This is a genomic window from Roseomonas sp. BN140053 (genome assembly GCF_047690175.1).
Lineage (GTDB): Bacteria > Pseudomonadota > Alphaproteobacteria > Acetobacterales > Acetobacteraceae > Roseomonas.
Genome location: NZ_JBLLEB010000017.1, coordinates 66,503 through 87,796, shown reverse-complemented (window position 1 = coordinate 87,796; position 21,294 = coordinate 66,503). Strand labels below are relative to the sequence as shown.

Annotated in this window: 17 protein-coding genes; 5 read left to right on the top strand and 12 right to left on the bottom strand. The window is 71.3% G+C overall.

The features are described 5' to 3' along the window. Positions 1–13: 13 nt before the first annotated feature. The 10 genes from ACLIBK_RS15975 to ACLIBK_RS15930 form a co-directional block, all read right to left on the bottom strand. The gene (locus ACLIBK_RS15975) at positions 14–1,180 is read right to left on the bottom strand and encodes a sterol desaturase family protein (RefSeq protein ID WP_415388277.1); all 1,167 of its coding nucleotides are present in this window, start codon (positions 1,178–1,180) and stop codon (positions 14–16) included. A 125-nt stretch (positions 1,181–1,305) separates the two neighbouring features. After that, the gene (locus ACLIBK_RS15970; RefSeq protein WP_415388276.1) at positions 1,306–2,526 is read right to left on the bottom strand and encodes a glycosyltransferase; all 1,221 of its coding nucleotides are present in this window, start codon (positions 2,524–2,526) and stop codon (positions 1,306–1,308) included. After that, positions 2,513–3,715 (bottom strand): hypothetical protein, encoded by a 1,203-nt coding sequence (locus ACLIBK_RS15965; protein WP_415388275.1) that lies wholly within the window; start codon positions 3,713–3,715, stop codon positions 2,513–2,515. The genes ACLIBK_RS15970 and ACLIBK_RS15965 overlap by 14 nt, the downstream gene beginning before the upstream one ends. After that, entirely contained in the window at positions 3,712–4,635 is a 924-nt protein-coding gene (locus ACLIBK_RS15960) for a hypothetical protein (protein ID WP_415388274.1), read from the bottom strand. The genes ACLIBK_RS15965 and ACLIBK_RS15960 overlap by 4 nt, the downstream gene beginning before the upstream one ends. Before the next feature lie 83 nt (positions 4,636–4,718). Then, positions 4,719–6,260: a lipopolysaccharide biosynthesis protein gene (locus ACLIBK_RS15955; RefSeq protein WP_415388273.1), complete on the bottom strand. Its 1,542-nt coding sequence runs from the start codon at positions 6,258–6,260 to the stop codon at positions 4,719–4,721. Between the two features lie 102 nt (positions 6,261–6,362). Continuing rightward, a complete protein-coding gene (locus ACLIBK_RS15950) occupies positions 6,363–7,628 on the bottom strand; it encodes an acyltransferase family protein (protein ID WP_415388272.1) in 1,266 nt (421 codons plus the stop codon). Between the two features lie 79 nt (positions 7,629–7,707). Further along, positions 7,708–9,072 (bottom strand): putative O-glycosylation ligase, exosortase A system-associated, encoded by a 1,365-nt coding sequence (locus ACLIBK_RS15945; protein WP_415388271.1) that lies wholly within the window; start codon positions 9,070–9,072, stop codon positions 7,708–7,710. Positions 9,073–9,078: 6 nt separating this feature from the next. Continuing rightward, the gene (locus tag ACLIBK_RS15940; protein WP_415388270.1) at positions 9,079–9,345 is read right to left on the bottom strand and encodes a hypothetical protein; all 267 of its coding nucleotides are present in this window, start codon (positions 9,343–9,345) and stop codon (positions 9,079–9,081) included. Positions 9,346–9,430: 85 nt separating this feature from the next. Next, the gene (locus ACLIBK_RS15935; protein ID WP_415388269.1) at positions 9,431–10,978 is read right to left on the bottom strand and encodes a glycosyltransferase family 39 protein; all 1,548 of its coding nucleotides are present in this window, start codon (positions 10,976–10,978) and stop codon (positions 9,431–9,433) included. A gap of 32 nt (positions 10,979–11,010) precedes the next feature. Further along, positions 11,011–12,081 carry a glycosyltransferase gene (locus tag ACLIBK_RS15930; protein ID WP_415388283.1) on the bottom strand — a complete coding sequence of 357 codons (1,071 nt, stop codon included), beginning with the start codon at positions 12,079–12,081 and terminating at the stop codon, positions 11,011–11,013. A gap of 506 nt (positions 12,082–12,587) precedes the next feature. On the opposite strand from ACLIBK_RS15930, the gene ACLIBK_RS15925 reads away from it, so the two are divergent. The 3 genes from ACLIBK_RS15925 (at position 12,588) to asnB (ending at position 16,391) form a co-directional block, all read left to right on the top strand. Further along, positions 12,588–13,652 (top strand): glycosyltransferase family 2 protein, encoded by a 1,065-nt coding sequence (locus ACLIBK_RS15925; protein WP_415388268.1) that lies wholly within the window; start codon positions 12,588–12,590, stop codon positions 13,650–13,652. Then, entirely contained in the window at positions 13,643–14,359 is a 717-nt protein-coding gene (locus ACLIBK_RS15920; protein ID WP_415388267.1) for a class I SAM-dependent methyltransferase, read from the top strand. The genes ACLIBK_RS15925 and ACLIBK_RS15920 overlap by 10 nt, the downstream gene beginning before the upstream one ends. 103 nt (positions 14,360–14,462) lie before the next feature. Next, positions 14,463–16,391 (top strand): asparagine synthase (glutamine-hydrolyzing), encoded by a 1,929-nt coding sequence (gene asnB / locus ACLIBK_RS15915; RefSeq protein WP_415388266.1) that lies wholly within the window; start codon positions 14,463–14,465, stop codon positions 16,389–16,391. A gap of 42 nt (positions 16,392–16,433) precedes the next feature. On the opposite strand, the gene ACLIBK_RS15910 is transcribed toward asnB, so the two are convergent. Next, positions 16,434–17,177 carry a YdcF family protein gene (locus ACLIBK_RS15910; protein WP_415388265.1) on the bottom strand — a complete coding sequence of 248 codons (744 nt, stop codon included), beginning with the start codon at positions 17,175–17,177 and terminating at the stop codon, positions 16,434–16,436. Positions 17,178–17,375: 198 nt separating this feature from the next. Between ACLIBK_RS15910 and ACLIBK_RS15905 the strand changes: the two genes are divergently transcribed. Then, complete coding sequence (locus ACLIBK_RS15905; protein WP_415388264.1) at positions 17,376–18,389, top strand: polysaccharide deacetylase family protein; 1,014 nt, start codon at positions 17,376–17,378, stop codon at positions 18,387–18,389. Then, positions 18,386–19,627: a glycosyltransferase family 4 protein gene (locus ACLIBK_RS15900; RefSeq protein WP_415388263.1), complete on the top strand. Its 1,242-nt coding sequence runs from the start codon at positions 18,386–18,388 to the stop codon at positions 19,625–19,627. Before ACLIBK_RS15905 ends, ACLIBK_RS15900 begins: the two co-directional genes overlap by 4 nt. Before the next feature lie 190 nt (positions 19,628–19,817). Here the strand turns inward: ACLIBK_RS15900 and ACLIBK_RS15895 are convergent, their stop codons facing one another. Then, positions 19,818–21,284, bottom strand: coding sequence for a hypothetical protein (locus ACLIBK_RS15895; RefSeq protein ID WP_415388262.1), 1,467 nt, complete (start codon positions 21,282–21,284; stop codon positions 19,818–19,820). Positions 21,285–21,294: the final 10 nt, after the last annotated feature.

Here is a 21,294-nt window from a genome sequence, read left to right as displayed (position 1 = left end):
GGAAGGGCCTCCGTCAGAGCGTATCGGCGTGCCGGCGCACGGAGCGGGCCGCGACGGCCTGCTGCGCGGACTGCACCAGCCCTCGCAGGCCGCCGACGAGGCGCGCGGGCAGCCAGCGCAGAACCGTGGCGCGCTGCGGCAGCGCGTCCCAGAAGGGGAGGGCATAGGCGGTCAGCAGGCCCGGGTGCCGCTGCTTCGCGTCGCCGTGGACGCCGTAGGCGAAATCCTCGCGCTGCTTGGGGGCGATGTAGAGGGTGCCGAAAACCCAGTCCCAGAGCGAGAAGAAGGCGGCCATGTTCTTGTCGTGGTGCCGCACGGCGCTGCTGTGGTGGATCTGGTGCTGCGCCGGACAGACGAAGACGCGCTGCAGGGCCGGGCTCCAGGTGAGCCAGATATGCGAATGGAAGAGCTGGTCCCCGAGCATGGCGAAGAACATCGTCAGCACGGACACGCCGAAGATTTCCAGCACCGTGGGCGGCTGGTCGAAGAGAAACAGCGCCGGCGCCATCACGAGGCTGCCGGCCAGCGCCTTGCAGGGCGGGATCAGCATGAACTCGACGGGATGGTTGCGCGTCGCGGTCAGCGGCGTCAGCACGTCGGCGGAATGGTGGACCTTGTGAAAGGCCCAGAGCGCCGGGATCTTATGGTGCGCGAGGTGGCACAGGTAGAATCCCAGATCCTCGGCGAAGGCGAGGAGGATGGTGAAGACGATCACCGCGCCGATGTTCCATTCGAAGACATGCAGCGGCGGGCCGAAGATGGCCACGAGGCCGTTCAGCAGGATGCCGGTGAAGAAGGCGGTCTTGAGCCGCCAGGTGACGTTCACCATCGGCATGATGAAGTTGTTCGCCACCATCAGCTTGATGTCGGTGGCCGTGGAGGGATGCGTGAGCAGGTACCGGGGGAAGCAGTAGCCGAGGAAGCCGCGCAGGCCGAAGCCCGGCTGGTGCCGGAACTGGGCCACGAACAGCAGGCCGGCCAGCAGCAGCGCGACGAGAACGCCGACCCAGTAATGCGCCGTGCGGTTGCCGGTCAGCGGGCCCACCAGGAGGTCGAGAACGGACGACAGGAACTCCGCCAGAAACGGGACCTTGGCGACGAGGCTATCGTGGAGGAAGGCTTTTGCCCGTCCGACGGACTGTTCCAGCTGGGTCAGCATGACCAAGGCCCTGATCGACACGCCTCCGTATCAGATCGCGCGGGGGCACTCAACGTCTCGTTTCGGTCATGTAACACCCAAGATTGGGACGCTGGCTTCGGCTTGGCCGTGGGGTGCGATACGGGGTTTTCACGGTCCCGCGCCGCTTATCCGGGAAGTGTGCGGTGCCCGGCGCGGCCGAGGCCGAGCAGGAGGAGGTAGGGCGTCCATCCGGGCCGGCGCGGCGGTTGCGTCGCGAGTTCGGCGTAGATCCCCTCGAAGGCCGCCCGCATGCGGCCGACCGTGAAGTGCGCCTCGACCCGCCGCCGCGCCGCGGCGCCGAGGCGCCGCCGCTCCTCCGGATCGCCGAGCAGGCGGTTCAGCGCGGCGGCCAGGCCGTCCACATCCTCCGGCGCCACGAGCAGGCCGGTTTCCCCGTCCAGCACGGCCTCGGGGATGCCGCCCACCCGCGTCGCCACGACGGGCAGCCCGCCATGGGCGGCTTCGGCCAGAACGAGGCCGAAAGCCTCCGCGCGGGAGGCGAGGGCGAAAATGTCCGCCGCCCGGTAGATCGCCGCCGGGTCGCGCGTGTCGCCGAGGAAATGCGTGCGCCCGCGGATGCCGAGCGTGGCGGCCAGGGCTTCCAGCTCCGCCCGCGCCTCGCCGTCGCCGCCGATGATGAGATGCGGCGGGTTCGCGCCCCCCAGCCGCGCAACGGCGCGGAGCAGGAGGTCGTGGCCCTTGCGCCGCACCAGCGACCCGACCGAGGCCACCACCGGCGCCCCGGCCGGGATGCCGAGCGTGTCGCGCAGCGCCACGGCCGGCGGCACCAGGCGCGACGGATCGATGCCGTTGTACACGACCCGCAGCCGCGCGGGTGCGACGGCGTCCGCGGGGAGCTCGGCGACGGTGTGGCGCGACACGCCGACGATCAGGTCCGCGGCGTGCAGGAGCAGGGCGTAACGGCTGCGGCGCCGGTAGCCGATGTGCAGGTGGGCGAGCAGCGGCCTGCCGGTCAGCCTCGCCACGGGCACCAGCCACTGCACGGGCGCGGCGCTGTTGGCGTGGATCACGCGGATGCCGTGCCGGCGCACCAGCGATACGCCTTCCCGAACCAGGGCGAGATAGCGGCGGGCGCTGAAGCGGGGGGAGGAGTAGTCGAAGAAGAAGGCGAAGTCGCTGCGGTGGACGAGGTGCCCGGCCTCGTGGCAGGCCGCGGCGAAGGCCGCGCCGTTGCACCAGATGACGGGCCTGAAGCGGTCGCGGTCGATCCCACCCAGGAGGTCGAGCAGCACGGTTTCGCTGCCGCGCAGCCAGTCGTCGCCGTAATGCACCACCAGCACGGGCACCGGGCCGCCGGCCGCGGCGCCCGTTTCAGCGCGGGACATCGAGCAGGCCGGCGAAGCCGTCGCGGATAATGGCGCGGTAGCTGGCCGCGAGGGCGGCGGGCGTGCGCTGTTCCCGCGCCGCGCGCAACGCGGCCACCTGGCGGCCGTAGCGGTCGGCGTCCATCGTCGCGAGGATGCCGTGCAGCGCTTCCTGCATCTCCGGCACGTCGCGGCAAAGGTGGCCGATGTCGCCGGCGCCGGCGAAAAGGTCCTCGACCAGCGGGATGCGGGTGGCGATCACCGGCTTGAGCCAGGTCACCGCGTCCAGCAGCCCGCCGCTGGGCGACAGGTCGTAGTAGCTGGGGTGCAGCGGCAGGAACACGTAGTGCAGCTGCCCGAGGCGGTCGAGAAACACCTCGCGCGGCGTGTGGCGCGCCTGGACCTCGTGGGCGATATCGCGGAACTGTCCGGGACGCGGCGTGTCGGGGCTGCCGCCGACGATGAAGAATTCCACCCGGCCGCCATAGCGCTCCTTGAAGAGGCGGGCGGTTTCCAGGAAGGGCGAGATGCCCTTGGCCTCCGTGGCCAGCCCGATCAGGCCGATGCGGACCGGGTCGCGCAGCGGCACCTCGCGCCAGGTGCCGAGTTCGGACACGTTGACGGCGAGGGGCACGGAGTCGAGGTGCGCCGCCGCGGCCGGCAGCAGCTCCAGCACCTTGCGGCGGATGGCGTGCTCGAAGGTGAGGTAGCGCAGGCCGGCGATCGGGCGGCCCAGGATCGCGCGCAGGTCGAAGGCGCGGCGGAGCGGGTTGCGCGGGCGCGGGCGGGTGATGCTGTTGAGGTTGCCGTGCAGCCCCACCTGGATGCCGATGCGCCGCCGCGCGAGGCGCGCCGCCAGCACGGCCGCGACCACGGCGGTGGAGGTCGCTGAGGCGAAGACGAGCAGGCAGGGCTCCCCCTTCGGCACCCGGCGCAGCACGGCGGCGATGGTGCGGAGCTCGTGCCGGAAGCGCCGGGCCGAGACGATGTGCGGCCTGCCTTCGAGGTGGGGTGAGAGGGCGATCTCGTGGAAGCTGATCCGCCCGAGGGCGGCGAGGTCCGCGTCGCGCGACAATTCGCGGGCATGCACCGCCTCGCCATGCACCTCGATCCGCTGGTCCGGCAGGGCGAGCGCGATCATCTGGATCAGGTGGCTGTTGCCGGGAACGTGGCCGGTTCCCGTCACCGTCATTTCGAGAACCAGGATCACCGCATGCCCCGCGCATCCCGGGCCACGGTGCGGGCGGGCGGCGTCACGGCGACGTGGCCTTCCCGCTGCGCGGCGGCCATGGCGCGGAACTGTTCCGCCAGCCGCGCGTAGACCCGGCGCGGCTTGAGGGCGATGAAATGCGCAAAGGTCGGCGACAGCTTCACCACCCTGGTCGGCAGGAAAGGCAGGCCCAGGACGTGCCCGTCCCCCTTGTAGATGGTGGAGCGCCCTTGCCGCGGGTCGAAGTCGCAGCGCAGCGCGCGCCAGCTCGACACCATCCAGGAATTGCCGCCGGTGTTGCCGACGTTGTCGCTGTTCATCCCCTTCAGCCCCATGAAGAGGCCGAGATAGAGCTCGAAGGACTGGCTCTGCGGCCCCTTGTAGTTGGTGATGTTCAGGCGATCCATGCGGCTGAGGTAGTACTCGCCGAGCTCGCGGAAAAAGGTGCCGGCTTCTTCCGAGGCGTCGAAGTGGAAGATGCCGGCATTCATCTGGATCAGGTAGGGCGCGCCTTCCTGCCGCAGCACGTCCTCGATCCGCACGCCCTTCCATTCGCCGGTCCGGCGCTTGCCGCCGGTGATGGAGAAGGGCCGGGAGGAGACGGCGTTCCAGTAATGGTCGACATCGCGCTTCACCAGCAGGCAGTCGGCATCGACGAACATGGTGGAGGTGTAGGGCGACAGCTCGAACAGGCGGATCTTGTTCATCACGTGCGGAAAGCGGGGGTCGCTTTCCAGCGCGACGGTGTGGTCGAAGAGCGCGCGCGCTTCCTCGTCCAGCGTGACGCCGACATCGTGCACGAGGCAGACCGGGCGGCCGGGATCCATGACCTTGATGGAGGCCGCCAGGTTGGCCGCCATCTCGCGGTAGCGGGCCGGCCCCAGGGCGAGGACGATGTAGCCCTGCGTCTTCAGTCGCATCGGCCGGGTGACCTCCGTTGCTTCGTTGGGGCCCGCATCGGGGAGGTGTTGCTCCAGCGGGGTCGCACCTCCGGTCCCTCCCCTCAGGCGGAGCGCTGGCGGAGCAGCACGAGGCCGGCGAGCCGGGCCAGCACGGCGACCAGCCCCTGGGCGAGATGCGCTTCCGCGGAGCGCGCCGGGCGGCCGGCCGCCAGCCAGAGCAGCAGCACGGTGCCGGCATAGGTCGCGGCCCCCGCCGCCGCCTTGGCCGACAGGGCGGCCAGCAGCGGCCAGGCGGCAAGGCCGAGGCGCGGGCCGACATCGTCGGGGATCAGCCAGACCACGCCGCACATGACCAGCGCGGCCAGGATGGCCCGCCAGAGCGTCGCCGGCACGTCGGAGGGCCGCAGTCGGAGGAGCGGGCCGGTCATGGCCTGCCAGAGCGCGGCGTTGAGGACGGAGGTGGCCACCAGCCCCCAGAGCGCGCCGGCGATGCCGTATTCCAGTACCCCGTAGAGGCTCACCGCCAGCCGCAGCACGAGCATCGCGGCATAGGTGATCACGAGCCGCGCCTGCCGGTCCAGCACGATGAAGACGTTGTGCGTGTTGACGCCGAAGCTGTCGAACAGGCCGAACAGCGCGATCAGCGGGATCAGCGGGATCAGCTCCGCCCAGCGTTCCCCGAGGAACAGCAGCGTCACCTCCCGCGCCGTGAGGCCGATGCCGACCGTGAGGGGCAGCAGGAACAGCCACTGCATTTCCAGGCCGCTGAGGAACTGCCGGCGCAGCTCGTCCACGTCGTGGCGGATGCGGGCGAAGCCGGCATAGAGGGGGGCGCGGATCGGCGCGGCGATCTCGGTGATGGGCAGCACGGCGATCTGGTAGCCGACCTGGTACAGGCCGACCGCGCCGACGCCCTGGAAGCGGCCGATGATGAAGTTCATCAGCTGGCCGTCCACCAGGTTGCACAGGTTGCCGAGCATCAGCCACTTGGAGAAGCTGAACATCTCCCGCCACGCCGCGACGGACAGGCGCGGCCGGTGCGGCGCGAGACGGTAGCTGTAGGGCACGGTGACCAGGCGGCTGATCGGGCCGCCGAGCACCAGCGCCCAGTAGTTCTGCAGCCAGAAGGCCAGCGGCAGCGAGATGAGGATGCCGAGGATCTTGCCCAGGACGTAGTAGCGCATCAGCCGCTCGAAGCGCAGGCTGCGGCTGAAGTCGATCAGGCGCGGGCTCTCGAAGGCGCCGATCAGGACGGAGCTGGCCAGGACCCAGGTCACCCCGACCACCCGGGGATCGTCCATGAGCCCGGCCTGCAGCTCCGCCAGCCCCAGCAGTGCTGCGACGATGACGACGGCGCGCCCGATGCTGAGGGTGAACACCGTGTCGTAGTGGACCCGCTGCGGCTCGGCCATGCGGATGATGGCCATGCCGAAATTGGTGGTCGTCAGCATGTCGAGGATGACGTAGACCGCGCTGGCCACGGCAACGACGCCGAAATCGTCCGGCGACAGCAGGCGCACCAGGATCAGGGTGCTGAACAGGCCAAGGCCGCGCATGATCACGCGTTGCAGCACGGCATAGAAGGCGGCCACCACCATCTGCCGGCCGAGCCTCGGGGAAGCGGGTTCCGCCGCGACGGTCATGCGGCCAACCGCTGCCGCGCGGGAAAGGCCGCTGCCGCATCCGCGTGGCAGCGGCATCCGCCGGGCACACGCGCCGTCATTCCCTGCATCCCTCCCCTCCGCTCAGGCGAAGCGGCGCAGGGCGCGCCGGCCCGGCACTTCGACGAGGCGGTAGAGCAGCACCGAGGCCAGTGCCGTTACCAGCAGGTAGGCCAGCACCGGCACGGCCTCCGGCACCTCGGGTCGGACCAGGAGGAACTTCACCCAGTCCTTGACGAAGTAGTGGATCAGGTAGGTCGAGTAGGACACGAGGCCGATGCTTTCCAGCACCGGCCAGCGCAGCAGGCGCGAGGCGAGGGCCGCGTTGTCGGCGAGCCCAAAGATCAGCAGCAGGAAGCCGAGTGGCATGATCAGGCTGTCGGGCAGGGGCAGCACTGCGTAGGCGCCGAAGCAGCCCAGGGCGAGCAGGACGCAGAGATCGCTTTCCGCCCGCGCCCGTCCCTGCCGCAGGGCGTGCAGCCGGCAGATCAGCACGCCGATGCCGAAGCCGAGCACGCAGCGCAGGAGGCCGAAGCCGGGGATGTCCCCGCCGAGGCCGATCGGCGGCGCCAGGGCCGCGAGGGCGCCGAGCAGGACGGCCAGGCAGGCGAGGGTGGAGAACAGGCCGCGCGCGCCGCGGTTGGCCAGCAGGACAAGGAAGGGGAAGGCGAGATAGGCGAACCATTCCGTGCTGATCGACCAGGCCGGCACGTTCCAGGCCAGCACAGAGGTCAGGCCCCAGTTCTGGACCAGCAGCAGGCTCAGCAGGAAATAGGCCGGGTCGTAGCGCCCGCCCGTTTCGCCCTGGGCCGAGAAGAGGTCGATGGCGATCGGGTTGATGAGAAAGAGGCAGAGCGCGACGAGGTGCAGCGGGTAGATGCGGGCCAGCCGCAGCGCGAGGAAGCGGCGGAACCGGTTCCACTCGAAGCGCCGGAACTGGGGGGCGTAGTTGAGGGCGATCACGAGGCCGCTGAGCTGGAAGAACAGGTCCACCGCCAGGTAGCCCTGGTTGGCGAAGCGGATCAGGGCGGGCGGCGCCACGGCCAGCAGGTCGGGGACGAAGTGGAACAGCACGACCCACCAGGCCGCGAGGCCGCGCACCGAGGTGAGGGCCGGAATCGGCTGCACCGCCGCGCCGGCTGCCGCGGCCAGCGAGGTCGCGCCACCCTCCGGCAGGCCGAGCGAAAGGCTGGCCGGCGCGGATACGGGGCTGGAATGGATCACGCCGCCGGCATGCGGGGCGCCCGGCGCCTCCGGGCGCTGCGCGAGGCGGCCCAGGCTCCAGGGCGACGCGACGCCATGCTGGCCGGGCCGGAGGTTTCTGGCATTGCCGAGCACCTGTTCAACCACCACAGCCAATCGTCACGCGAGCGCATCGTGTTAAAATCGATCCTCGGTGTCAACAATGGAACGCGGGGGTCCGGAAGAATCAGGGCCGCGACCAGCGGCGGGCGCCCGGCAACGCGGGCTCGGGCCCGCCTGCCCCGAGGGTGGGCACGGCCACCCGGGCGGGGGATGGCGCATCCACCCGGCGGACGTGGTTGGCAACGCTCGCGGTGATGGCGATCAGGTAATAGATCATCGGCTGGAAAGCGATGCCGATGAACATGCCGCAGGCCATGATCGTGACCAGGGCGATCTGCAGGGCGCGGGCGAGTTCGTTGCACCATTCGAGCTCCGGCCGGCCGCGGGTCCGCCGGAGCAGCCTTTGCTGCGTCAGCAGGGTGGTACCCAGCAGGGCGAGGTAGAGCCCGAGGCCAATCCAGCCGTGCTCGCCCAGCACCTCGATGTAGATGTTATGGAAGGCCTTGCCGATGATGATCCGCGGCTCGCCGGTGCCGGGCAGGGTCCCCATCTCGATCTGGCTGATCATGTAGGCGTTGAAGCCGCCGCCGAGCGGGTTCTGCACGGCGAAGTCCACCGTCCACTGCCAGACCAGGAGCCGGCCGAGCGCCGAGGCTTCCTGCTCGTAGTCGTCGATGCTGGCGATCCGCTCGTTCCAGGCCTGGGAGGAGAACAGGATGATCGCCAGGGCTGCCGCCGCGCCCAGGGCGCCGTAGAGGATCTTGTGGCGCGAGCGCAGCAGCAACCCGACGCCCACCACGAGCATGCCCACCAGGCCGGTGCGTGCGTAGCTGCCCACCGCCGCGGCCAGGGCTGCCACGGCGAGGCCGATATACAGGGCATCCGTCAGCCGGGAGCGCGTCAGCAGGACGCTCTGGGTGCGCAGGAACAGGATCAGCGGCACTGCCATCAGGCTGACGGCGGCAAGGGTGCTGCTCTCGGTCAGGCCGGAGTTGCCGGACACGATGCCGAGATACTTGCCGTAGCCGCCGCCGCTGATCAGCGTCTTGAAGCCGAAGGGCAGGAAGTAGATGCCGAGCGAGAACATCCAGACCTGCAGCATCGCCTCGATCTGCACGCGGGTGCGAAACACCAGCGGCATGAAGGCGGAAAAGAGCAGCGTCTTGAAGGCCCAGTCCCACTTCGTCCAGGCGGCGCCCGGCACCACCGCCCAGAGCAGCGTGAACGTGGTCCAGACGGCCAGCAGCAGGGTCAGCACGGTGGTGGCGGTGACCGGCGGTGGCGACCGGCGATCCAGCAGCAGGTAGCTGCCGATGGCCCCTGCCCCCATGATCACCGAGACCGGGATCGCCTGCAGGACCATGCTGTCGACCGATTGCGGCCGGAAGGTGCTGACCCAGACGTAGCCGAGGCTGAACACGAAGGGCGCCACGAGCCCGGCCACCAGGAAGAACAGGAAGATGCCGGACAGGAAAAGGGCGCGAAGCATCGCCGCCTAAGGCGCCGGGTTGCGCGGAGCCGCCGCGGCCCGGGCCCGCCATCCCGGTCGGGACGGCGGCCCGGCGCGGTCCGGGGCCGGGCGATGCTGCGGAGCCGGCGCCTGCCGCGCGACGGATTGCGCGGAGGCGGACGGCAGGGTGCCGGCCGCGTCGCTCTTCGGCAGCAGCTCGAACCACGGCAGCATCCGGTCGAGCCGGATCGCCTGGATGATCACGTAGACGCACATGCCGGTGCTCAGGAGGATGCAGAAATTGTCGATCATACGATTTTTGCTCCGGCAGCGAATCTAACCGAGGCGGCGCCGCACCGCCATGCCCGGCTTCCGGGGCGCGACCGGATCGGCGCCGCTAGCGCCGGCAGTTCACCTGATGCACGGCCATCCCGCGGAACTGGGTGCGCGTGGCCGCCTCTCCCTCGCACAGGGCCAAGTCCTCGGGCCGGACATCGCCCGAGCCCACGACCCAGAGCGTCGCGGCGTTCCTCACCGCGTCGGAGGGAGTCCAGCCGATCACCAGTTCCGCGCCGAGCACGGGCACGCTGCGCGTCCGGGGCAGGAGGTGGAGCCGTTCGATCCAATCCCGGCCGAGCCTGGCATAGACCGAGTCCCAGGCGTTCGAATCCCTGACCGGGCGGAGCGGGTCCATTACGGCGAGCGGATCGCCCCAGGACGGGCCGACGAGGTAGCGCGCCACGCCCCAGTAGGTGAACAGGGCCGGCGTGTAGACGACGTCGCCCGGGCGGAGATAGGTGCGAAGAAAGGCCGCGGCTTCGCGGTACTCCATCTTGCGGCCCGCGCCGGCCTGGCCCGAGGAGGACGTGGCCATGGCGAGGAGGAGCGCCAGCCCCGCGCCCACCACCCCGGCCCGGAGAAAGCGGGCCGTGCGGCCCGCCGCCAGTTGCCACGCCCGAACCAGGAGAGCCGCCACCGCGATGCAGGCGAAGGGCGCGCAGAACTCAAAGCCACGCGCGATCCAGATCGGGCGCAGGAACACCGACACCGCGGCCCCGAAGAGCACCGGCCACAGCAGGAACGCCAGCGCCATGTCGCGCAGCGCGCGGCCGGACAGCAGGGCCGCGCCGGCCGCCAGGGCCACCACGGCGCATCCCAGGGCAGCCTGCCCGGCGGTGATCGCGGGATAGAAGCCGAAGAGCCAGCCGCCGACGGTGGACGCCACGCCCTGCAGGCTGAGCGGGGCGATGTGCGTGACGCCCCGCAGGAAGGAGTTGATCAGCCAGGGCAGCAGGGACAGCCCGATCAGCGCGTAAACGAGCAGCGCCCGTGGCCGCAGCGACTCCCGGATCCCGAGGCGCAGGAGGAGGAACACCCCGACGCAGGACACCGGCACGACGCTCGCGCCGTGGCTGGCGGCCAGCAGCGCCGTGTCCAGGACCACCCCGATGCCGTGGGCGCGGCTCTGCTCGGTCGCGAAACGCGCGGCGGCATACCAGGCGATCACCGCCAGGCACGACATCATCGCGTACATCCGCAGTTCCTGGGCGTAGAAGACCTCGCCCCCGGCCACGGCCGTCACGGCGACGGCCAGCGTGGCCGTCGCCGAACCGAGCAGGCGTCGCGCGGCGAGGTGGACCGCGGCCAGCGTGGCCATGCCCCAGAACACGGAATTGGCGAGAAGGGCGGCGTCGCTCCGGCCGAACAGGGCGGCCCAGGCGTTCAGCTGCAGGTAGTAGAGCGGCGGGTGCACGTCGAAGCGCAGAACCGCGACGAGGGTGTCCTGCAGCCCGAGCTGGGTAAAGGTCGCCGCCCAGAGCTCATCGAGCCACAAGCCTTCCCCGGCCAGGTTGTGCAGGCGGAGCAGGAGGCCCGCCAGGGCGGCGCAGCCCAGGACGGCGAGCTGCATCGACGTGCGGAACCGTGTGGCCTGGATGTCAGGCATGACCGGCATCCGGCTGGTGAGGTGCGCCAGACTCAACGCGCCGGCCACACCAGGGTGGACGAGATCGCGTAGTTCCACACCACCGAGAGCAGGGCGCCCGCGAGGCTGGCCAGCGTCCAGCCGGACTGCTCCACCAGCATGTGGGCCACGCCCACATTCGCCGCGGCGCCAGCCCCGCACAGCACCATGAACAGCACGAGGCCGCGCCAGAACGCCGCCCCCTTCAGGCGGCGGTCGCGGTAGGTCACGGCGTTGTTGAGCTTGAAGTTGGTCGCCATGGCGACGGCCGTGCCGAGCGCCTGCGCCTGGTCGAAGGGCAGGTCGAGCGCGGAGCCGAACTGGAGCACGAGGAGGTTCACCAGGATGCCGAGCCCGCCGACGGCGGCAAAGGACAGGAAGCGCAGCGGGATGACGCGTCCCACTGCCTTGTCCAGGAGAAGGCCCAGGAACTGCACCATGACCTGGGCGTCGAGCTTGCTTTCCCCGGCAACCCGCGAGCGGAACTGCATGGGCAGTTCCAGCACCCGCAGCGGGGCCGGCGCGGAAAGAACGATGTCGAGCAGGATCTTGAAGCCCTGGGTGGTCAGGCGGGGCGCCAGCTCCTCCAGCAGCCGGCGCGGCATCAGGAAGAAGCCGCTCACCGGGTCGGTGAGGCGGACGGGCAGAACGGCCTGCGCGACCCGGATGCCGGCCTGGGACAGGTGCTGGCGCCAGGCATTCGCCAGGCCGGCGGTGTCGCCCCCCGCCACGTGGCGGCTGCCCACCACCAGGTCGTACTGCCCGTTGCGGGCGGCCTCCAGCATGAGGGGCAGGCGCGTTTCGTCGTGCTGCAGGTCGCCGTCGATCACGGCGACAAACGCGGCCGAGGAGGACAGCGCGCCCTCCACCACCGCGGAGGCCAGGCCGCGACGGCCGATGCGCCGGATGCAGCGGACGCGCGGGTCGGCCTGCGCGATGGACTTGACCTCGCCCCAGGTGCCGTCCGGGCTGTTGTCGTCCACGAACACCACTTCCCAGGCGATGTTCTCCAGGGCGGCCGCGAGCATCGCCACCAGGGGCGCGACGTTGGCCCTTTCATTGTAGCAGGGGACCACGACGGTCAGTTCGGTCGGACGGGTTCCGACCGCGTCCCACGCCCCGACAGGCTCGGACGGCGTGGACGGCTCGGCCTCGAGGCTGTCGGAAAGGGCGTACGTCACGCGGGTCCACGGTGTCGGGTCGGGTGGGGAGGATGCAGCGCCATCGTGTTCCGGCTCCGCAGTGACCTGGGAGGGCCGCGTGCGGCTCAATTTTGAGCACGAGGCCCAAACAGTTTCAAGATCGGAATATCCGCGAAATTCGTCATGGAGTGGCCCATGCCGGTGCCCAGGCGGATGCAGGGGTTGTGGAACGCGCGCCTCGCTCCCGTCCCGAAAAGTCCGCGATCCCGGTTCGTCCGGACCATCAGCGGGGCAGCACCCGACCTGCCGGCCCGTTCAGCGCCTCAACGCTGTTCCCCGGCGATCTGCTCAGTGCAAGTCCGGAATATTCCTTGTGGCGTCCCGGCGCATCGGCATACAATTTCCTAGAGCATTCTCGAGAAGCGTACTGATGCCGAGACCTGCCGGCGATGGATGACCTGACCTATGCGGGGCCGGCGCATGCCGCGTGTCCGGGGCAGCGGCCCTTCGCCGCCCCGGGCCGTTTGCGGCCGGACGACATGCTCCTGTCGCTCGTTGTTCCCGTTCTCGACGAACGGGAAAGCATCCCGCTGTTTCTGCGGCGGATCGAGAACGTGCTGGGCGCGGCGGGGATCCGGTTCGAGGTGGTGTTCGTGGATGACGGCTCCACCGACGGCACCACCGCGCTGCTCGCCGACTTCGCCGCGCGCGACCGCCGGGTACGCGCCCTCAGCCTGTCGCGCAACTTCGGCAAGGAGGCGGCGATGAGCGCCGGCCTCGACCACGCGCGGGGCGACGCGGTGGTGCCGATCGACGTGGACCTGCAGGACCCGCCCGAGCTGATCCCGGACTTCGTCGCGCTGTGGCGCCAGGGCTACGACGTGGTCTACGGCGAGCGGGTGGACCGCCGGGCGGACAGCCTGGGCAAGCAGCTCTCGGCCCGACTGTTCTACCGACTGTTCAACGCCGTGGCGGAAACCCGCATCCCGCCCAACACCGGCGACTTCCGCCTGCTCGACCGGCGCGTGGTCGAGGTGCTCCGCCAGCTGCCGGAGCGCGGGCGCTTCATGAAGGGCCTCTTCGCCTGGGTGGGGTTCCGCTCCGTCGGCGTGCCCTTCGAGCGGCCCGCCCGGTCCGCGGGACGCACGAAGTGGCGGCCGTGGCAGCTGTGGAACTTCGCGTTGGAAGGCGTGACCAACTTCTCCACCGCGCCCCTGCGGGTCTGGAGCTATCTCGGCGCCGGCATCGCGCTCCTCGCCTTCCTGTACGCGGCCTTCATCGTGGTCCGGGTGCTGGTGCTCGGCATCGACCTGCCCGGCTACCCGTCGCTGATGGCCGTGCTGCTGTTCTTCGGCGGCATCCAGCTGCTGTCGCTCGGGGTGATCGGCGAATACCTGGGGCGGTTGTTCCAGGAGGCCAAGCGCCGCCCCCTCTACGTCATTGCCGATGAATTCCCGTCGGGCGCCGCCCGCGCACCGGTTGCCGCGAGCCGGAAAGAGGACGCATGGACCTGAAGGAACAGGAGATCCTCGGCGAGGGGATCGGCCGCCACTGGTATTACCGCTCGAAGCTGGCGGCGCTGCGGCGCTGGACCGCGGGGCTGGCGGCGCGGGAGGTGCTGGATGTCGGCGCCGGCTCGGGCTTCTTTTCGCGGGCGCTGCTGGAAGGGTCCGGCATCCGTGGCGCCACCTGCGTGGACCCCGGCTACGCGGCGGACACGGACACCGCCGCATCCGGCAAGCCGCTGCGCTTCCGCCGCGAGGTCGCCGCGTCCGACGCCGACCTCGTGCTGATGATGGACGTGCTGGAACACGTGGACGACGATGTCGGCCTGTTGCGCGAATACAGCGGCAAGGTTCCCGCCGGTACGCGCTTCGTGGTCACCGTTCCGGCCTTCCAGTGGCTCTGGAGCGGCCACGACGTGTTCCTGGAACACCGGCGACGCTACACCCTGCCGCAGGCGGAGCGGGCGGTGCGCGCGGCGGGCCTGACGGTGGAACGGGGCGCCTATTTCTTCGGAAGCGTGTTTCCGCTGGCCATGGCGATGCGGCTGCCGGAGATGCTGCGCTTCGGGCGCCATCCGCCGGCGCGCAGCCAGATGCGGCAGCACGGCGCCGTCATGAACACCCTGCTGTCCACCGCCTGCCGGGCGGAGCTGCCCGCCTTTCCGTTCAACCGGATGGGGGGGCTGAGCGTCTTCGTGCAGGCCCGGACGCCCTGACCGGCCCATCCCGGCGCCGCGGCCCGAACTGAGGCTGCCCGTGCCGTCCGCGGCTGCCGGCCGCGCCGGCCCCCGACCTGCCCCCTGATGAGAGCAACGCGACATGTGCGGCCTGGCCGGTCTGTTTCACCCCCTGGACCCCGCCGTGCCGGCGGTGCGGCCGATCCGCGGCATGACCGACGCGCTGGCGCATCGCGGGCCGGACGGCGACGGCTTCCATCGGGAGCCGCATCTGGCGCTCGGCCATCGCCGGCTTTCCGTGGTGGACCTGGCCGGCGGCACGCAGCCCATGTCCACCGCGGACGGGCAGGTCACCGTCTGCTTCAACGGCGAGATCTACAACCACGCCGCCCTGCGCCCGCTGCTGGAAGCGGCCGGCCACCGCTTCCGCACCCGCTCCGACACGGAGGCGATCCTGCACGGCTGGACCGAATGGGGCACCGGCTGCCTCGACCGGCTGAAGGGCATGTTCGCCTTCGCGGTCTGGGACCGGCAGCGGGGGGAGCTGCTGCTGGCGCGCGACCGGCTGGGCGAGAAGCCGCTCTACTACACTTGGCTACCGGACGGCCGCTTCGCCTTCGCCTCGGAGATGGCGGGGCTGCTCGCCCTGCCGGAACTGCCGAGGCGGATCGACCCGGCCGCGGTGGATGACTTCCTGGCGCTGGGCTACGTGCCCGACCCCGGCACCATCTATGCCGGCATCCACCGCTTGCCGGCCGGCCATTTCCTGCTGCTGCGGCGCGGCGAGACCGGGCGCCCCGCGCCGCGCCGCTACTGGCGGCCGCCGACCGCCGCCGCGGCGGCGCCGGCCGATGCGCCGGCGGAGCTCGCCCGGCGGCTCGACGCCGCGGTGCGGGCGCAGCTCATGGCCGACGTGCCGCTCGGCGCCTTTCTGTCCGGCGGCGTGGATTCCAGCGCCGTCACCGCGCTCGCCGCCCGTGCGCAGGGGGAAGGGCTCGGCGGCTCGCTGGCGACCTTCACCATCGGCTTTCCCGGCGAGGCCGACGAGCGGCCGCTGGCGGCGCGGACGGCCAGCAGCCTGGGCACCACCCATAGGTCGGAGGTGGCGGCGATGGACTACGTCGCCGCCGCCCGCGGCCAAGCGCGGATCTTCGGCGAGCCCTTCGGCGACCATTCTGCCGTGCCGATGCTGGCGGTCTGCACCCTGGCGCGGCGGCACGTCACCGTGGCCCTGTCCGGCGATGGCGGCGACGAGGTTTTCGCGGGCTACCGCCGCTACGCCTTTCATGCCCTGGCCGAGGGGGTGCGGTCCTTCATCCCCGCCGGGGCGCGGCGGCGGGTGATCGGCGGCCTGGCCCGGCTGTACCCGAAGCTCGACCGCGCGCCGCGCTGGCTGCGCGCCAAGCACACGCTGACCGAGATCAGCCTGGATTCCGCGCTCGGCTACTATCGCACCGTCTGCAAGCTGCACGAGGAGCGCCGGCGCGAACTGTTCTCGCCCGCCTTCCGGGCGGCGGTGGACGGCCACGATCCGTCCGCGCGCTTCGGCCGGCTGATGGCGGAATGCGACCCGGAGGACGCGCTGCTGCAGGCGCAGTATGCCGACCTGCACACCTACCTGCCCGGCGACATCCTGGTGAAGGCGGACCGCACGGCCATGGCGGTGTCGCTGGAGGTGCGGCCGCCGATCCTCGACCCCGAGCTGGTGGCCTGGGGCATGGCCCTGCCGGCCCGGCTGAAGCTGCAGGGGGGGACGGGCAAGCACGTGCTGCGCCGGGCAATGGAGCCGCTGCTGCCCTCCGACCTGCTCTGGGGCCGGAAGCGCGGCTTCGCGGCCGAGATCGGCGGGCAGTTCCGCGCGCAGGCCGAAACCGTGCGCGGCCGCCTGCTGGGCGGGCCGATGCTGGACAGCGGGCTGTTCCACGCACCCGCCCTGGCGCGGCTGCTGGAGGAGCACGCCGCGGGGCGCCTCGACCACGCGCAGGGGCTGTGGCAGCTGCTGGTGCTGGAAGGCTTCCTGGCGGCGGAGGCCGGCACGGCGGGCGCGGTGCTCGAGAGCGCGCCGGCCTGAGGCCCTGCGGTGCCCCTTCACGGGCCGGGCGGCGGGAGTGCCTCAGCCCCCGTCTCGCAGGGCGTAGACCGCCCGTCCCGCCCATTCCCGCAGCGCGTACCAGCTGTCGCCGAGGTGGTCGGCACGCGGCACCCAGTCCGACCAGCGGCCGGCCGTCGCCCAGCCCTGGCTGGCCCGCAGCGGCGCTGGATACACCGGGAAGCCGATGCGGCCGAAAGCTTCCATCGCCCGCGGCAGGTGCCAGCCATGGGTCACCACCAGGGCCGACCCGATCCCGGCCTCGCGCAGAATGGCTGCGGCGAAGACCGCGTTGTCCCGGGTGTCGTGGGCCCGCGGCTCGACCCAGCGGACCTCCACCCCGAAATCCTCGCGCAGGCTGCGCGCCATCAGCGCCGCCAGTGGCACCCGTTCCGGCCCCACCGGCCCGCCGGTCACCAGCAGGGGCAGCCCGGTGCGGCGATGCAGGGCCGCGCCGGCCCGCAGGCGTTCCAGGGTGAACGCGCCGATCTCCGGCCCTTCCTGCCCGCGGGCCGCGTCGCCGCCGAGCACGATGATGGCGGCCGGCGGCGGGCCTTCCGCCGGCCGGGCCGCCACCTCCCGCTCCAGGGAAGCCAGCAGGTTTCCCGACACGAAGGGCGTGGCCAGCAACAGCGTGCCGGCGGCGGCCAGCGCGGCCAGTGCCCCGCCGCTCCGCCGCCGACCGTGCCAGGCCAGCAGCCCGCCCCACAGCCCCAGCAGGACGAGGAGCAGGGGCGGCAGGAACAGCGCGGTCAGGACGGATTGCACGGGGCGGGTGGAACCACCTTGGAAGGGCCACCACGCTATCACCCCGGCCGGGTCCTGCCATCGGTCCTGCCGGGCGGCGCGCGGCCCGTCGTTCTGGGTTCGACCTGAACGGTACGGGCTTGCTATACGCGTCGGCAGCTTTCCCGACGCTGCCGGAGAGCGGCCGGCCATGCCCGACCGGCACACACCGATCCAGGCATGACGCACGCACTCTTCCCCAACATCCGCCCTGCCCTGCCCCGCTCCGACGACCCGATCCTGGCGGTGGCGGTGGATGCCGAGGAGGATTTCGACTGGGACGCGCCCGTGCGCGGCACGCCCCACACCACCGGCCACATGCGCAACATCCGTGACCTGCAGGCGATCCTCGGGGCCTACGGCCTGCGGCCCACCTACCTGCTGACCTATCCCGTGCTGGAGGACACCGAGGTCGTGCGGATCCTCGAGCGTCATCTCCGGCGCGGCGAATGCGATGTCGGGGTGCAGCTGCACCCCTGGGTGACGCCGCCCTTCACCGGCGACGGCGGCACCAGCGCTTCCTATTCCGGGAACCTGCCGCCGGAGCTGGAGGCGCAGAAGCTCGCTACGCTGATCCGCCGATTCACCGAGCGCTTCGGCGTCGGGCCGCGCATCTACCGGGCCGGGCGCTACGGTCTCTCGGCGCATACCGCCGGCACGCTGGAGGAGCTCGGCTTCGAGATCGACACCAGCGTGGCGCCGCGCACCGATTTCTCGCCCGATGGCGGGCCGGACTACAGCGGCTACGACTACCGCCCCTTCTGGTTCGGCCGGCGGCGCACCCTGCTGGAACTGCCGCTCTGCCGCAGCATCGTCGGCTGGGGCGGCCGGCGCGCGCCGTGGATCTACCAGGCGCTGGCGGACGCCTCGCCGCCGTTCCGCCTGGGACTGTCCGCCGCCCTCACGCGCATGCGCTGCGCCGAGCGCATCACGCTGTCGCCGGAGGGCAACGACCGGCGCGCGATGATCCGCCTGGTGCGACGGCTGACCGAGGGCGGCCACCGCGTCTTCGTGCTCAGCTTCCACAGTTCCTCGCTGGCGGTCGGACGCAGTCCCTATGTGCAGAGCCGGGCGGAGCTGCACCATTTCTACGACCGGCTATCCGCCATCCTCGACTTCATGGCGCGGCAGCCGCGCATGCGCTTCGCGAGCCTCGCGGAGATCCCGTCCCTGCTCGAAGCGCCGGCCGCGTGACCGCGCGCGCCGTCGACCCGCCCCGGTCCGGCCGGGGCACGGTGCTGCTGGTGGCCAACAACTTCCCGCCGGTGCGCGGCGGCTCCGCCTCGGTCTATGCCAGCCTGGCGCGCTGCGCGGGGGGACGGGTGGCGGTGCTGGCGCCGCAGGTGAACTACGCGGACGGCTTGCCGATCATCGGCTGGCGCGAGCACGACCGCCGGGCACCCTATCCCGTGATCCGCATCCCGCTGCTGCGCACCACCTTCGGCCCGCGCAGCCGCGGCGGCGTGCGGCGGCTGTTGTTCCTGGCCTGGGACGCGGCGCTGCGCCTGCGCGTCGCCGCCCTGTTGCTGCGGCTGATCGCCCTGGGCGGGGTGCGGGTGGTGTGCATCGGCGAGCTGCTGGCCAGCGGCTGGATCATCCACCTGCTGCGCCGCGTCCCCGGCGTGCGCACGGTGGTCTACGTCCATGGCGAGGAGATCACGACCCGCACCGCCACGGATCCCGGGAACCGGCAGGGCCGGCAGGCCTTGCAGAACAGCGACGCCATCGTGGTGGTCAGCCGCTTCACCCTGGCCGCGGTGGAGGCGCTGCTCGGCGAATGCGCCGCGGCCCGGATCCGGCTGATCGAGAACGGCGTGGACAATGAGCGGTTCCGTCCTTCACCCAAGCCGCAGGCGCTGCTCGATCTCTACGGGCTGCAGCGCCACTTCGTGTTCGTGTCGGTTTGCCGGCTGGTGGAGAAGAAGGGGATCGACCACGCGATCCGCGCCTTCGCGCAGGTGGTCCGGTTCCATCCCGACAGCCGCTACCTCGTGGTCGGCACCGGGCCCTACCTGGACGCGCTGCGGGCGCTGGCGGAGGCGGAGGGCGTGGCCGACCGGGTGGTGTTTGCCGGCCAGGTCGCGGAGGACGAGCTGGTCGAGCACTACCAGGCGGGCGACGTGTTCATCATGCCGAACCGCCGCATGCCGGATGGCGACACCGAGGGCTTCGGGCTGGTGTTCCTGGAAGCGAATGGCTGCGGCATCCCGGTGATCGCCGGGCAGGATGGCGGCAGCACCGACGCGGTGCAGCACGGTGTCAACGGGCTGGTGGTGGATGGGCACTCGGTGGCGGAGGTCGCCGCGGCGATGCGGCGGCTGCGCGAGGACCCGGTCCTGTACGAGACGCTGCGGCAGGGCGCCCTGGCCGCGGCGCAGCGGGCCGGCTGGGGGGAAAAGGCCCGCGCCTTCCTGCAGGTCTGCGACGGCTGACGGACAGGCGCTGTCCTGACCTGTGAAGGCGCAAAAAGCCGGGGGAGTGAACTCCCCCGGACCCCCTCCTTCTTTCGGGAGCAGAAAGAGCCGCTGCAACCACGGACGCACCCCAAAACTCCCGAAAATAGAAGGGGGTCCGGGGGGATACTTCCCCCCGGTCTGCTGGCTTCACCAAGCCCGATGGTTTTCAGTCGATGCGCCGGTAGAAGTCCCAGCCGCCCTGGCTTTCCACCAGCCGATAGGATGCCCAGGCGCGGCGGAACGACTCCGCATCCCCGTAGTAGCGCAGGATGTCGAAGCTCTCGGGCAGGCCCTGCCTGTGCTGGCGCCTGTCAACGGCCACGATCGCCGGCCGGAAGCGTTCCAGGTCGCCCACCAGCTCCTGCACCACGAAGGGGTAGAGGGCCGCGGCCCGGGCCCTGCTGTCGGCGTTGCCGGCGGCCAGCTGGGCAGCGCCGGGCAGGAACACCTGCCCCAGCCCCCGCGCGCCCAGCGTCGCGTCGATCAGCCCCGGCACGCCCCACAGGTAGCCGCCGGTGAGCATCAGGTAGGACTGCCCGGCGGCCAGCCGCTGCAGGGTCGCGATCAGGGGCGTGTCGCGGAAGTGCGCGCGGGCGGCATAGGTCACCTCGCTGGCCGGGCGAAGGGCGAGAAAGGCGGTTTCCAGCAGGATCGCCGCCAGCGCGACCAGCGCGGGCAGCCGGGGCGGCGCGGCGAGCCGGGGCAGCAGGATGGCGGCGAGCAGCAGCAGCGCGATGAGCGAGATCTCCACGACGGGCAGCAGGTGGTAGGTCCAGCCCTTCTTCTGCAGCAGCGCCACGGCGAGCAGGCCGGCCGCCACCAGCGCGAGGTGCAGCAGGACGGTCCGGACCCGCGCCGGCACCGGGGCCAGCGCGGCCAGGGCCAGGGCGAGGCAGAGCGCGCCCACCGCGTCCTTGCTGGCGAGAAGAACGGTGCGCCAGTCGCGGTCCCAGGCGAAGTAGACCTGCCCCTGCATCCGCGCTTCCTCCAGGTATTCCGGATAGGCGAGCAGGATGGTGGCGGCGTAGAGCAGCCCGGCAGCGACGAGCATCGCGGCGGCCGGATCAAGGATCGTGCGCCAGCTCCGCAGCCGGAACAGGCGCAGGCCGAACAGCGCCGCGGCAAGCACGAGGTAGAAGGGCTTGATCAGGACCGCGACGGAAGCGAGGCCGATCGCCAGCAGGGTCGCGGTGTCGAGCCGGCCCTCCTCCCCTGTTTCCCGCAGCGCGAACCACAGCAGCCCCGGCACGAAGAGGACCGTGAAGAGGTGTTCGCGCTGCCCGAACTCGTAGCCTGGCTCCAGCGCCAGGATGGCGACGTAGCCGATCAGCACAGGGCCGGTCAGCCCGCCCTCCGGCTTCAGCAGAACCGTCAGGAAACGGCAGGCGAGAAGAGCGGAAAGCAGGATGAGGCCACCGACGTAGAGGCTGAACGCCGTGTAGGTCGCGATGCCCAGCAGCCGGGCCAGGAGAATGGCGGGGACGTTCAGGAAGATGATGAGGGGCGGGTTGGGCTCCACGAAGTCGTGCCGGTAGGTGCCGCCCGCCAGCAGGCGTTCCGCCGCGATCAGCAGCCAGCCATTGTCGTGGTTCGGCATCATCTGCACGGCGTGCAGCGCGACGGCGAGGGCCACGACGAGCGCG